Source organism: Nonomuraea dietziae, from assembly GCF_014195505.1.
Taxonomy (GTDB): Bacteria; Actinomycetota; Actinomycetes; order Streptosporangiales; family Streptosporangiaceae; genus Nonomuraea; species Nonomuraea roseola.
The window spans coordinates 8,633,712-8,646,828 of sequence record NZ_JACIBV010000001.1; the positions used below are offsets into that span (position 1 = coordinate 8,633,712).

The 13,117-nt window shown below is 72.3% G+C and carries 10 protein-coding genes; 3 read left to right on the top strand and 7 right to left on the bottom strand.

Features of this window, described 5'->3' with window-relative positions; translation table 11 throughout:
* Position 1: 1 nt before the first annotated feature.
* The 5 genes from FHR33_RS41120 to FHR33_RS41140 all read right to left on the bottom strand — a co-directional run bounded on the left by FHR33_RS41120 (position 2) and on the right by FHR33_RS41140 (position 6,265).
* Positions 2-1,093, bottom strand: a complete 1,092-nt coding sequence (locus tag FHR33_RS41120; protein WP_183659532.1) for an NAD(P)/FAD-dependent oxidoreductase — start codon at positions 1,091-1,093, stop codon at positions 2-4.
* On the bottom strand, positions 1,090-2,037 hold the full coding sequence (locus FHR33_RS41125) for a cucumopine synthase-related protein (RefSeq protein WP_183659534.1): 948 nt from the start codon (positions 2,035-2,037) through the stop codon (positions 1,090-1,092). The genes FHR33_RS41120 and FHR33_RS41125 overlap by 4 nt, the downstream gene beginning before the upstream one ends.
* Before the next feature lie 75 nt (positions 2,038-2,112).
* Positions 2,113-3,381: a M20/M25/M40 family metallo-hydrolase gene (locus tag FHR33_RS41130; RefSeq protein ID WP_183659536.1), complete on the bottom strand. Its 1,269-nt coding sequence runs from the start codon at positions 3,379-3,381 to the stop codon at positions 2,113-2,115.
* Between the two features lies 1 nt (position 3,382).
* On the bottom strand, positions 3,383-5,188 hold the full coding sequence (locus tag FHR33_RS41135; protein ID WP_183659538.1) for a S9 family peptidase: 1,806 nt from the start codon (positions 5,186-5,188) through the stop codon (positions 3,383-3,385).
* 3 nt (positions 5,189-5,191) lie between these two features.
* Positions 5,192-6,265 (bottom strand): C39 family peptidase, encoded by a 1,074-nt coding sequence (locus FHR33_RS41140; protein WP_312895972.1) that lies wholly within the window; start codon positions 6,263-6,265, stop codon positions 5,192-5,194.
* Between the two features lie 201 nt (positions 6,266-6,466).
* Here FHR33_RS41140 and FHR33_RS41145 point away from each other — a divergent pair, with 201 nt between their 5' ends.
* The gene (locus FHR33_RS41145; RefSeq protein ID WP_183659540.1) at positions 6,467-7,816 is read left to right on the top strand and encodes a DUF6493 family protein; all 1,350 of its coding nucleotides are present in this window, start codon (positions 6,467-6,469) and stop codon (positions 7,814-7,816) included.
* 4 nt (positions 7,817-7,820) lie between these two features.
* Here the strand turns inward: FHR33_RS41145 and FHR33_RS41150 are convergent, their stop codons facing one another.
* Both FHR33_RS41150 and FHR33_RS41155 read right to left on the bottom strand, forming a co-directional pair.
* Positions 7,821-9,287, bottom strand: a complete 1,467-nt coding sequence (locus tag FHR33_RS41150) for a serine/threonine-protein kinase (protein ID WP_183659542.1) — start codon at positions 9,285-9,287, stop codon at positions 7,821-7,823.
* A 9-nt stretch (positions 9,288-9,296) separates the two neighbouring features.
* Positions 9,297-9,980, bottom strand: a complete 684-nt coding sequence (locus FHR33_RS41155) for a GntR family transcriptional regulator (protein ID WP_183659544.1) — start codon at positions 9,978-9,980, stop codon at positions 9,297-9,299.
* A 116-nt stretch (positions 9,981-10,096) separates the two neighbouring features.
* Between FHR33_RS41155 and FHR33_RS41160 the strand changes: the two genes are divergently transcribed.
* Positions 10,097-11,929 carry a CASTOR/POLLUX-related putative ion channel gene (locus FHR33_RS41160; protein ID WP_183660611.1) on the top strand — a complete coding sequence of 611 codons (1,833 nt, stop codon included), beginning with the start codon at positions 10,097-10,099 and terminating at the stop codon, positions 11,927-11,929.
* Positions 11,930-12,117: 188 nt separating this feature from the next.
* Entirely contained in the window at positions 12,118-13,056 is a 939-nt protein-coding gene (gene mtnA / locus FHR33_RS41165; RefSeq protein WP_183659546.1) for an S-methyl-5-thioribose-1-phosphate isomerase, read from the top strand.
* Positions 13,057-13,117: the final 61 nt, after the last annotated feature.

Genomic DNA, 13,117 nt, shown 5'->3' on the forward strand with positions numbered 1-13,117 from the left:
CTCACCTCACCCTCTCCGGCGTGGCCGACAGCGCGGCCGCGTCGAGTCCTGGATCCTTGCCGAGGTAGAGGTCACGGACCAGCTCACCGGCCGCGGGAGCGTTGCACAGGCCGTGCCCGGAGAAGCCCGCCGCGTACAGGAACGCGGGAGGGCCCGGGCGGTGGCCGATGAACGCGGTGCGGTCGGGGCTGGCGTCGCGGACGCCCGTGACCGCCGTGTGCAGCTCCACCCCGGCCATGCTCGGATAGACGGCGGCGAGCCTGGCGGCCACGCGGGCGCGCCAGGCCTGCCGGTCGGCGTCCGGATAGCCCATGCCGATCAGCAGCCGGTCCCCGCGCAGCCTGACCAGCAGGCCGCTGGCGGCGTGCAGCGTGACGGGGATGTCGGGCGCGGTCGGCAGCCTGTCGGTCGTCAGCAGCTCCTGGACGACGGGCTCGGTGAGCGGCAGGTCGACGCCCGCCGAGCGGGTCAGCTCCGCCGACCATGCGCCCGCGGCGCACACGAGGGCCTCCGCCGTGAACACGCCGTCGGCGGTCCGCACCGTGCCGGTCTCCGCGTCGACGGCCGTGACGGGCGTGCCGGTGCGAAGGTCCGCGCCGGCCCGCCTGGCCGCCTGCGCGTACCCGCCGACGATCGCGGCGGTGTCGGAGATGTAGGCCTCCGGCGACCAGGCAGCGGCCAGCAGCGGCAGGTCGGCGCCGACGAGCGGGTTGAGCGCCCGTGCCTCGTCGGCGCCGACCAGTTCGACCTCGACCCCCGCGGCCCGCTGCGCGGGCAGGTCGGCCTCGAAGGCCGCGACCTGCTCGCGCTCGGTGAACAGCACCAGGTAACCGACCTGCCGCAGCGGCAGGTCGAGGCCGGGCCGTTCGGGAAAGTCGTGGTAGGCCGCGAGGCTGCGCACGGCCAGCGCCGAGCTCACCGGGTTGCCCGCGAAGTAGGAGCGCACCACGTCGGCCGTGGCCCGCGACGCGCCCGATCCGAGCGCGTCGCGTTCCAGCAGCAGGGTCTCGACCCCCGCCTCCGCGAGGTGGAAGGCGATCGACAGGCCGATCACCCCGCCGCCGACGACCACGACCTGCGCGTCCGCGCTCATGCGGGTGCGCTCACGCGGCGCAGGTGGTCGCCCAGTTGCCAGGGGAACAGGTGGAGGTTCCACCCGCCCAGGCAGTTGAGATAGAGCGTCATGTGCGCCATGAGCGCGGCGAAGTCGTCCCTGTTGTCGATCCTGTCGATGCAGTCGAGGGTCCTCCTGGTGAAGTACCAGACCTTCTCCAGACCGCAGTAGGCGAGGAACTCGGCGGGTGTCGAGGTGAGGATACGGGCCATCTGGCGCAGCGACTCCAGCGGCACGTCCTCGTAGGCGGCCCGCACCAGCCCGCCGTAGGCGGCGTAGCCCAGCGGACGGGTCTCGCCGTTGACGAACAGCAGGGTGGTCAGGACCGTCTCGTAGCTGCCCGCGCACGAGGGGATGCGTCCCTCGTGCAGGTCGACGAGCTCCTGTGGCGCCTCCAGCCAGATCCGCTCGGTCTCGGCGTGCAGATCACCGATCAGCGCGTCGGCCTCGGGATCCGTCACGGTCAGGCGCGGCAGGCTGTGGCCGTTGTTCTCGCCCGCGCGGCGCACTTCGGCGATGACGGGCTTCTTGGTCGTGTACACCGCCTCCCACACCGCCCTTCCGGCCTCCGCGAGCGAGTCCACGTCGTCGGGGACGACGCGGCCGATCGGGATGGCCGGCATGGGTTCGGTGAGCTCCCCGTACTTGATGCCGAGGTGCTGGAGGCGGGAGGCGAATATGGTGCCGTCCGGCTCGTAGCGCCTGTCCTCCACCTTGTAGGTGGCTGCCTGGTACAGCAGGCTGTGGACAGGGGCCACATGGTAGAGGTGATGGCCCGCCACGAGGGCGTGCCCCTGAAGGCTGCGGTACGGCATGGCGTCCCACAGGCTCTGCGCCAGAGCGGCGTTGCGGTCATCCAGCTCGGCGGTCACGGCGATGCCCAGTGCGGGCCAGCCGATCTCTACACGTTTTGGAGTAGTCACAGTATGTGATGCTATCACCACGTTCTGTATTCAATTGGGCGAGATGTCCGATTTTCCGTGGAGTAGGGCAGCTCGTTACGGATGGGTGAGCAGCCGGGTCAGCACCCTGGTGCCGAACTCCAGGCCCTCCACCGGCACGCGCTCGTCCTTGCCGTGGAACATGCCGAAGTAGTCGAGGTCGGGCCTCAGCATCAGCGGCGCGAAGCCGTACCCCTCGATCCCGATCCTGGCGAACGACTTGGCGTCCGTGCCGCCGCTCATCACGTACGGCACCGGCCTGGCCAGCGGGTCCTCGGCCACGAGCGCCGCGCCGAGCTCGTCGAAGAAGGAGGAGGGGTAGGGCGCGGAGGGCGCGTCCTCGAGGTTGACGAACTCCCGGGTGATCTTGGGGCCGAGCAGCTCGTCGACGGTCGACAGGAACTCCTCCTGCAGGCCGGGCAGGTAACGCCCGTCCACGTGCGCCTCGGCGCTGGAGGGCACGACGTTGACCTTGTAGCCCGCCGACAGCATCGTCGGGTTGGCCGAGTTGCGGATCTGCCCCTTGAACAGGGTGCCGAGCGCGCCGAGCCTGTCGGCCTCGTCGTCGAGCCGCTCCAGGTCGATCGGCTGGCCGGTGATCTCCGACAGGCTGCGCAGGAGCGCGGCGACCGACGGCGTCAGCCGTACCGGCCACTGGTGGGAGGCCACCCGCGACAGCGCGTGCGCCAGCGTGGCGACCGGGTTGTCGACGGCGGGCCTGGAGCCGTGACCCGCCACGCCGTGGGCGGTGAGTTTCATCCACGAGGTGCCGCGCTCGCCCACCGCGATCGGGTAGACGCGCGAGGGGCCCGAGGTGACGCTGAACCCGCCCGACTCGCTGATCGCCTGGGTGACGCCGTCGAACAGGTCGCGGTGCTCGGTGACGGCGTGACGCGAGCCGTAGTCGCCGGTCGCCTCCTCGTCGGCCAGGAAGGCCAGCACCAGGTCACGCCTGGGCCGCAGCCCCCTGGCCCGCATGCCGAGCACGGTGGCGAGGGTCATCGCGCACGAGCCCTTCATGTCGACCGCGCCCCTGCCGTACACGCAGTCGTCGACGATCTCACCGGAGAAGGGGTGCAGCTCCCACTCGGCGGGGTCGGCGGGCACCACGTCGAGGTGGCCGTGGATGAGCAGGGCGTCGGAGGAGTCGCCCTCGAACCTGGCCACGACCGTGGTGCGGTGCGGCGCGGACTCGAAGACCTCGGGCTGAAGCCCCGCGTCGGCCAGCAGCGTGGCGACGTACTCGGCGGCGGGACGCTCGCCCGAGCCCGGGTTGGTGGTGTCGAATCTGATCAGGTCGGAGCAGATCTCGGCAACGCTCTTCACATCATCCCCAGAAAATTTTCTCGTAGAAGGCCAATTCGGCTTCGAGGACCGCGACGATAGTCTCCTGCCTTCGCCAGCCGTGCTGCTCGCCGGGAAACGTCAGCAACGCGCACTCTTTGCCGTGTCTGTCCAGCTCGCTGACGAAACGCTCCGCCTGGCCGACGTCGACGATCGCGTCCTCCAGGCCGTGCAGCATCAGGCAGGGGCCCGAGGCCCGGTGGGCGTGCAGCAGCGGCGACCTGTCGAGGTAGCGCCGCCGCGTCTCGGGGAGCGGCCCGACAAGTCCTTCGAGGTAGTGCGACTCGAAGTCGTGCGTCTCCGCGGCCCAGCTCTCCGGGTCGGTGATCGCGTAATGGGCCACCCCGGCGGCGAAGACGTCGCTGGAGGTCAGGGCGGCGACCGTGGTCCAGCCGCCCGCGCTGCCACCCCTGATCGCCAGCCGGGCGGCGTCGGCGGCGCCCGTGGCGACCAGCCCGCGCGCGACCCTGGCGCAGTCCTGCACGTCCACGACGCCCCACTGGTGGCGCAGGCGCTCGCGGTAGGCCCTGCCGTACCCCGTGGAGCCGCCGTAGTTGACCTGGGCGACCCCGATGCCCCTGCTGGTGAAGTAGGCGATCTCGAGGTCGAGCGCCAGCGGGTAGGAGCCGGTCGGCCCGCCGTGCGCGAACATCACGTAGGGCGCGGGCCCCGCCTGCCCCGCGGGCGGCCACACCAGGGCGTGGACGCCCTCGATCGTCACCGCCTCGGGCGTGGGCAGCAGGTGCGCGGGCGGCAGCGTCCTCGGCTCCGACAGCGGTGTGCGCGCACCGCTGTCCAGATCGACCAGCGTCACCTCGAACGGCGTGTACGGCGAGGCGGACACCCCCGCCACCCTGCCGCCCGCGCACGACAGCGACGCCAGCCACGCCGTCGCCTCGCCGCCCAGGTCTCTGAGCTCCCCGCCCTCCAGCACGCCGAGCCTGCGCTCGCCCGGCGGCCCGTGCACCAGCGCGACGCGGGAGCCGCTCACCGCGAACCACGTCTGGCCCGGCTTCCACGGCGCGTCGCCGAACTCCCGGTCCAGCGGGGTGAGGTTGCGCGCGGGCGAGCCGTCGAGCGGCACGAGATGGAGGTTCCACCAGCCGGTCGGGTCGGTGAGCGCGTAGAGCGCTCCGTCGTCGCGCCACTCGGCCTGGATGACCGACTCGGCGGGCCCGCCGGCCACGACCCGGTACGGCCCCGCGCTCCCGGACGGCAGGAGCGGGGCCACGCACAGCTCCGTGCCGTCCCACGGCATGTTCGGGTGGTCCCAGCCGATCCAGGCCACCTGGTCACCGCCGGGGGACAGGCGCGGGTTGACCAGGAAGCGCTGGGCTTCGACGATCACCCGCACGTCGCCGCCCGACAGCGGGACGGCCACCAGCTCTCTGCGACGGCCGCTCTGGCGGACCGCCCAGACCTCCTCGCGCCCCGGCGGCAGGTACAGGTCGCCGTAGGCGCACTCGCTCTCGAGGGTGAGGGCGCGCGGCCCTTCCGCGCCGAGCAGGTAGACGCGCCGGTCGGACCACTCGGTGAACACCAGGCCGCCGTCCGGCAGCGGGCGCCAGGCCCGCCCGCCGTACTCCACGAGCCTGTTGCGCGCGTTCCACCCCGCGGGCAGCGCGTCGGCGCGCGAGCCGTCGGGGAGCCTGCGCACCACGCACCTGCGCCCGCCCTCGGCGGGGCGCGGCTCGTCCCACCACACCTCGACCCCCGCGGGGGTCCGCACCGCCTCGACCCAGCCGGGCCGCTCGTCCACCCGCGCCACATCGGCCGGTTCAACGCTCATGACTCACCAGTTGCCGTCGGACTCGGGGAGGGGGACCTCCGGAGGATGAAGGACGTAGACGATCCCTCCGCTTCCCGCGGCCCGCAGCCAGACGTTCTCGAACGCCGCTCTCGGATAGATCCGCCGGACCCCTTCGGTCGCAGGGTCGTTGGCGATCACGTCGCCCTGCGCGGTGAACCCGGCCACGACCATGATGTGACCGGTCGTGGAGTAGCCGGCCCCCGGCAGCTCGTGCTCCCTGAACGACTGCGAGGTGATGACGGGGATCCCCGCGGCGACGAAGCACTCCAGCTCCGCCAGGGAGCGCAGGCGCGTCACGAAGCCGGTCAGGCCGTAGCGCCCGGCGTAGGCGACACCGAACGGCCAGTTGCCGCACCCCTGGTAGCTGTGGTCGTAGGTGTCGCGGGCGGCGTGGTCGACGGCGGGGCACGGATCGGCGGGCTCGACCCACGCCAGCTCCGCGGCCGAGGGGCCCCTGCCCCAGAAGCCGAGCACCATCGTCACAGACGAGGGGCTGCACCAGGAACCGCCGCCGCCGTCCCACTGCGGGTAGTGGCCCGCGTGCACGCGCTGCGACAGCGGCGGCACGGCCAGCTCGACGCCGCTCGCCTTGCCGGGAGGCGTGGAGCGCACGGGGCCTGGCGGGGCCGAGGCCATCACGCTGACCGAGCCGACGCTCGCGCCGACGCCGTACAGGGTGATCCTCATCTGGAAGGCGAGCAGGGGACGCCTGGCGAGCAGGGTGTCGACGGCGACGTCGCCGTCCTCGTCGCCCTGGCCCGGCAGCGACGTGCGGTGGATGTCGGCGCAGGTCTCCGCCCACCTGCCCATGACGTACCAGCGGGTGCGGCGGCCGTCGGCGGTCCTGCCCCGCAGCTCGACCTCCAGCCAGCTGCCCGGCGGCGTGCGCGCCGTCCACGAGGGCACCAGCTCGGCCGCGGGGAAGCCGATCTCGATCTCCTCGCTGGTCCATCTGGTGTAGTCCCAGACGGCCGCGCCATGGCCGAAGGGGTCGTGATAGCCGCGGGAGCCGCGCTCGCCCGGCGTGATCGGCTTGAGGGCGACACGGGATATCACTCGGCCGATTGTGGTGGAGGCCTGACGCAGGCGCATCGGATGGTTTACGTACTCGGTTCTGTCGGAGTCGATCTCTATCGTCGCCGCCATGACGAACGCGGTGCCCCCCACTCCTGCCCTTGAACGCTTACCGCTCCCCGCCTCGGGGGGCACGCCCCATCACCCGCGCTCCGCCGCCCGCGCGGCCGTCGAGGCGACCGCGTGAGCGCGTGGGAGTCGGTGCGGGCCGCGCTCGCCACCGACGACGTCACCCGCCTCGCCGCCCGCGTGGCGGCGCTCGACGACGCGGGCCGCCGCGAGGTGGCCGCCGCGCTGCCCGGCCACATCTCCGCAGCCCGCGCACAGGCGGAGGCCAGGCTTCAGGCCAAAGAGCGGACCCGCCGCGACTCCGCCGAACGGCGCTCGCAGGAGCGCTGGGCGCTGTTCCAGCGCGAGGCCGACAGGCGAGGCTGGACACAGGAGCGCCGCGACCACGAGTGGGAGGCGCACTGGCAGCCCGGCCTGCGGCTCTGGCACGAGGAAGAGGAATGGGACGACGAGGTCGCCTGGATGGAGCTCATGCGGGTCGCAGGAGCCGGCACGCTCGGCGGGCCCGCCGCGGTCGTGGCCTGGCTCAACAGGCGCGACCTCGAACCGTGGACCGAACAGGCCGACGACCTCGAACCCCTGCTGCGGGTGCTGTCGGTCAGGCCCGCCGCGTGGCAGGCCGACCTCGCCGCCAGGCTGGTCAGGCGCGCCCGCAACGCCCGCAACCGCAACCTGCGCCTGGCGCTGGAGCTGCTGCGCGCCAACGGCGTCACCCCACCCGAGCACGACCCCCTGGTCGTCGCCTGGGCCTCGGGCGCCCCGACCGCGCGGGCGCTGCGCGATGACCCTCTGCTTCCCGTCCTGCTGCCACGTCTCTTCGAGGCCGAGGGTGTGGGCAGGGCGCTGCGGCACGAGAAGGCCGCACCCCTTGCCGCGGGCACCTGGCTGGCCACGCTCCGCGTGCTGGAGAGCGAGGGCACGGTCAGCCGCGAGATGCTGCTCGACGGCTGCCTCCGCCGTTTCCTGCGCGGCGGCACCGCCACCGACCTGCGCTTCTTCGCCCGCCTGCACGACCTGATCGAACCCGCCTACGACGAGGTGGCCGCCCGCGCCCGCGACTACGTGCGCCTGCTGCCCTCGGCGCCAGGCCCTGTCGCCGAGCTGGCGCTCAGGCACCTGCGCCGCCTCGGCGACCTGCCCGAGGCCGACGTCGCCGAGGCGCTGGGCGCCCTGCTGTCCCGGCCCGAGCGCAAGCTGGCCACGGCGGGGCTGCGGTGGCTGGACGAGGCCGCCGACGAGCTCGACGACCTCGACGCTCTCGCGCCCGCGCTGGGGCTGGCGTTCGCGTGCGGCTCGTGGGACGTGCAGTGCAGGGCGGCCAGGACGGCGGTCAGGCACAGCGACCGCTTCTCTCCCATGGGCGCCGAGGCCGTCCGCGAGGCGCTCCCGCTGCTGCCCGCCTCGGTGGCGGGGTCCGTGGCGGCGGCCTTCGGCGACCAGGCCCTCGCCACGGCGGGCAGCTGACGCCTCAGCTCCTGCGCAGGTCGCCGCTCTGCTCGACGAGGCCGAGCCCGGGCACGTCGCGCCACAGGTAGCGCAGCACACCGTCGCCGAGCGTCAGCTCGATCGTGCCCGCCACGCAACCGCTGTCCTGCGTGAGCGCGAAGGTCAGCTTGCTCTTCTCGACCTTGGTGAGCCTGATCTCCTCCTCGCAGTCGACCTGCGCGTCCTTCTCCGTCCACGACGCCGAGGCGGCGCCCGCCCTGATCTCGACGGTGTTCTCGGCTCCGTCGGGATCCATGGGATTGGTGGTGGTCGTGTGGCCCGACCACCGGCCGGCGAACGCCGCGGGAATCTTCAGCTCACCCGCGGGCGAAGAAGAGGCGGAGGCGGCAGAGGTGGCGGTGGCGGTGGCGGTGGCGGTCGGACTCTTCGTGGACGGCGGCGCGGTGACCGAGCCGGTGGAGCTCGTGGGGGTGGGCCGCTCGTCCTGGCCCGGCCGGAGGCCGGGCAGGTTCACCACCCCCACAGCGTCGGCCGCCAGCGCCGCCACGGCGAGGGCCGAGCCCACCACCAGCGTGCGCCTGCCGCGCCGCCCGCCGCCCCTGGTGGTCATCGCCGCCCGCCCAGGGTCGGTGTCGCCGGGGCCGGGGGAGGCCGGGGCGCTTCCGCCCCGGAAAAGGGGCGCCGGTGACACGGGGCCCGCCTGCGGGTCCACCAGGGCGACCATCAGCGTGCGCGCCGTGGGCCGCACCGACGGGTCCTTGGCCAGGGCGGCCGCGACCACGTCACGCAGCCTCGGCGGCAGCACCGACAGGTCGGGCTCGGCGTGCAGCACCCTGTGCAGCACCGCGGGCACGGTGTCGGCGCCGAAGGGCGCCCTGGCGCTCGCGGCGAACACCATCGTCGCCGCCCACGCGAACACGTCGGAGGCGAACGAGGCCGCCGAGCCGCCGATCTGCTCGGGAGAGAGATAGGCGGGCGTCCCCACCAGGCCCGAGGTCATCGTGGAGGTCCCCTCGGCCCTGGCGATGCCGAAGTCGACCACGCGCGGCCCGTCAGGGCCGAGCAGCACGTTCGACGGCTTGAAGTCGCGGTGCACGACACCGGCCGCGTGGATGGCGGCAAGAGCGGTGGCCGTGCCCACGAACAGGCGCTCCAGCTCACCCCCTGACAGCGGGCCGCGATCGCGCACCCGCTCGTGCAGAGAGGGCCCCTCGATGTACTCGCTGACCACGTACGGCCTGCGCCCCTCGGCCGAAGCGCTCAGCACGGCCGCGGTGCAGAAGGAGGCCACGCTCTCCATCGCCGACAGCTCGCGCGCCAGCCTGGCGCGGGTCTCGGGGTCGCCGCTGCTGAGCAGCTTGACCGCGACGGGACGGCCCATGCGGTCGTGGGCGAGGTAGACGACGCCCTGACTCCCCTCGCCCAGGCGTCCCGCAAGCCGGAACTCGCCCAGCTCCAGCGGATCGTCAGGGGTGAGGGGGATCAACACATCGCCACATTAGCGAGCCCTGCGCCGGGAATGCGTGGCTTGGACGGGGTCGATGTCCTCCACCGACCAGCCGCGCGCCACGGCCAGGGAGTCCTGCCTGCCGTCGGCGACGTGCCGCAGCGCGTGCTCGGCCGCCCTGCCGGGGTCGCCCGCCGCGATGGCCTCGTACAGCTCGGCGTGCTCCTCGCTCTGCCGTCCGGGGTCGCGGTCGGAGGTGAGCCTGAAGAGCCGGTGCAGGCGCGCGTCCAGCGGACGCATCAGGTCGGCCAGCAGCGCGTTGCCCGAGATGGCCACCAGCTCGTGGTGGAAGTCGGCGTTGGCGGCGGCGATCGCCGCCCTGTCGTCGCGCGCGATCGCCTCACGGGCACGTTCCATGCACGCGCGCAGCCTGGCAAGACCGTCGGCGTCGGCGCGCTCGGCGGCCAGGCGCGCGGCCAGCGCCTCGAGGCTCTCGCGGACGTCGAACAGATCGCGCACGTCGTCGGGGGTGAACGGGCTGACCAGCGCGCCCCTGCCGGGCACCAGCACCACCAGTCCCTCGGCGGCCAGCAGGCGCAGCGCCTCTCGCAGCGGGATGCGCGAGACCTCGAGCTCGGCCGCCAGATCGCGCTCGATCAGCCGTTCGCCAGGACGCAGCTCCACCTCGACGATGCGGCGCTTGAGCCTCTCGTAGGCCAGGTTCGCGGTGGTCACGGAACAAGGGTACGGGCGCCCGTCACAATGATTTTTCGTCACCAGAAAGCACCTGTACCTTTTGCCGTTGGCCGAGGTTCATTCACGGGGAGGTAAGCGTGTCTCTGCGCGAGCGCATGCGTTACTGGTTCGACAACACGATGTCCAGAGGAACCGCCTCGCTCATAGGGTGGCTCGCACTGGTCTCGGTGGGTTTAGTGCTGGTGGTGGCGGGCCTGACCGCCTGGCTGACCGACGAGCCCGAGGGGGCGGGGTTCGGTGAGGTGCTCTGGCTGTCGCTGATGCACGCGATGACCCCGAGCAAGGTCGCCAGCGACAAGGGCAGCACCGCCTTCCTCGCCGTGATGTTCGTCGGCTCGCTGGCAGGCATCTTCATCGTCAGCATCCTGGTCGGCCTGCTGTCCAACGGTCTCAAGCAGAAGATCGACCGGCTGCGCCGGGGCAGGTCGAGGATCGCCGAGAGCGGTCACACCGTCGTGCTCGGCTGGTCCGACCAGGTCTTCACCATCATCGGGGAGCTGGTGAAGGCGCACGCCAGCCAGCGAGGCTCGGTCATCGCCGTGCTGGCCGACCGCGACAAGCTCGACATGGAGGAGGAGATCAGGGAGCGCATCGGCGACACCGGCAGGACCAGGCTGGTCTGCCGCACGGGACGGCCCACCGAGCCAGGCGACCTGAGGCTGATGAACCTCGACAAGGCGCGCTCCATCGTCGTGCTCTCTCCTGACGGCGAGGACCCCGACGCGCACGTCATCAAGATCCTGCTGGCCCTCGCCAAGCGCGCGGGCGACCACCCGCCCGTCGTCGCCTCGCTCACCTCCAGCCGCAACCTGGCCGCCGCCCGCCTCGCGGGAGGCAGCCAGGTCCACCTCGTCGACTCCGACGACACCGCCTCCAGGCTGATCGTGCAGTCCTCCAGGCAGTCGGGCATGTCCGTGGTCTGCATGGACCTGCTCAACTTCGACGACGGCGAGATCTACCTGCGCTCCGACGCCGCCCTGACGGGCCGCTCGTACGGCGAAGCGCTGCACGCCTACCAGACGGCCACCGTCATCGGCCTGCGAAGGGCGGGGGGCGTGGTGCTCAACCCACCCATGGACACCGTCATCACCGCCGAGGACGAGGTCGTCGTCATCGCCCACGACGACTCCCTCATCCACCTCGCCCAGGGGGAGGCCTCCTTCTCCGAGAAGGACATCACGGTCGCGCCCGCCACGCCCCTGGAACCCGAGCGCACGCTGGTCCTCAACTGGAACGCCCGCGCCGAGCACATCGTCCGCTACCTGGACGGCTACGTCGCGCCGGGCTCGATGCTGGAGATCGCGGCAGGCCACCCCAAGGCGGGCACCGGCCTCGACGGCCTGCGCAACCTCACCGTGAACGTCAAGGAGTGCGACACCACCGACAGATACGCGCTCGAGGCGCTCGGCGTCGGCCTCTACCAGCACGTGATCGTCCTGTCCGACGACAGGTTCAAGCCCCAGCACGCCGACACCCGCACGCTCATGACCCTCCTGCAGTTGCGCGACATGCAGACGGTGGCGGGCGAGCGCTACTCGATCGTCAGCGAGATGCACGACGAGAACAACCGCTCGCTGGCCGAGGTCACCGAGGCCGACGACATCGTCATCAGCGACACCGTGATCGGCCTGCTGCTGGCCCAGCTCGCCGAGAACAGGCACCTGGCCGACGTCTTCAGCTACCTGTTCGACTCGCGCGGATCGGAGATCTACCCCAGGCCCGCCTCGTCCTACGTCACGAAGGACGTTCCCGTCTCCTTCTCGACGGTCATCGAGTCGGCCAGGCGCAGGGGCGAGACGGCGATCGGCTACCGCCTTGCCTCGGGCGTCAACCAGCCGCCGCACTACGGGGTCGTGCTGAACCCGAGCAAGTCGCAGCCCCTGACGCTCGGCGAGGGCGACTCGGTGATCGTGCTGTCCGAGCGCTGACGGCCGGGCGACTCCGGGCGCGACCGTCGCGGGACCACGGGCGCGCTGACCGTCGCGGCACGGTCGGCGCGCTGACCGCCTAGGCACTTCCGGCGCGCCGGCCGCCGGGGTCAGGTCCCCAGCGTGCTGACCGTCGCCGTACGCCGCGCGCGCTGACCGCGGCGGGACGAGGGGGTAGCGTGCGCGGTGTGAGGACGATCGACTGGGTCGACGGAGCCATCGAGCTCATCGACCAGACGCTGTTGCCGGACGAGCTGGTCATGCTGCGCATCACCACCGTGGACGCGCTCATCGAGGCCATCCAGCGCCTCGCCGTACGGGGGGCTCCCGCCCTGGGCGTGGCGGGAGCGTTCGGCGTCGCGCTGGCCGACGGAGACAGGAAGGCGATCGCGCGCCTGCGCGAGGCCAGGCCCACCGCCGTCAACCTCGCGTGGGGCGTCGACCAGGCCGCCGCACACCTGGAGGAGGGCAGGCAGGCGGTGCTGGCCAGGGCCGAGCGGCTGCGCGACGAGGACATCGCCGCCTGCGTGGCCATGGGCGGGCGCGGCGCCGACCTGATCGAGGGCGACAGCCTGCGCGTCATGACCATCTGCAACACCGGCGCGCTCGCGGCCGTGGAACGCGGCACGGCGCTGGGCGTCATCCAGACCCTGCACGAGCGCGGCAGGCTGGCCGAGGTGCTGGCGCTGGAGACCAGGCCGCTGCTGCAGGGCGCGCGGCTCACCGCATGGGAGCTGGACAGGATGGGCGCGCCGTACCGGCTGATCGCCGACTCCGCGGGCCCCTCCCTGCTGGCCAGGGGAGGGATCGACGCGGTGCTGATCGGGGCGGACAGGATCGCCGCCAACGGCGACACGGCCAACAAGGTCGGCTCCTATTCCCTCGCGCTGGGCGCGGAGCGCGCGGGCGTGCCGTTCTTCGTGGTCGCCCCCGAGACGACCATCGACCTCTCCACCCCCTCGGGCGAGCACATCGAGATCGAGGACAGGGCGGAGGAGGAGATCGTGAGCGTGCGAGGCGTACGGCTCGCTCCTGCGGGCACCCGGGCCCTGAACCCCGCGTTCGACGTGACGCCCCACGACCTGATCACCGCGATCGTCACCGACCGGCGAGTGTTCCGGCCGTAACCAGACCAATAATCAATAATTCCGGGATCTGTCCGTACACTCCGCGTTACGCTCGGTCGTC

Bases quoted from the DNA above. Each gene is read 5' to 3' on its own strand.
- FHR33_RS41120 (WP_183659532.1), bottom strand. From the start codon at position 1,093: ATGAGCGCGGACGCGCAGGTCGTGGTCGTCGGCGGCGGGGTGATCGGC.
- FHR33_RS41135 (WP_183659538.1), bottom strand. From the start codon at position 5,188: ATGAGCGTTGAACCGGCCGATGTGGCGCGGGTGGACGAGCGGCCCGGC.
- FHR33_RS41160 (WP_183660611.1), top strand. From the start codon at position 10,097: ATGCGTTACTGGTTCGACAACACGATGTCCAGAGGAACCGCCTCGCTC.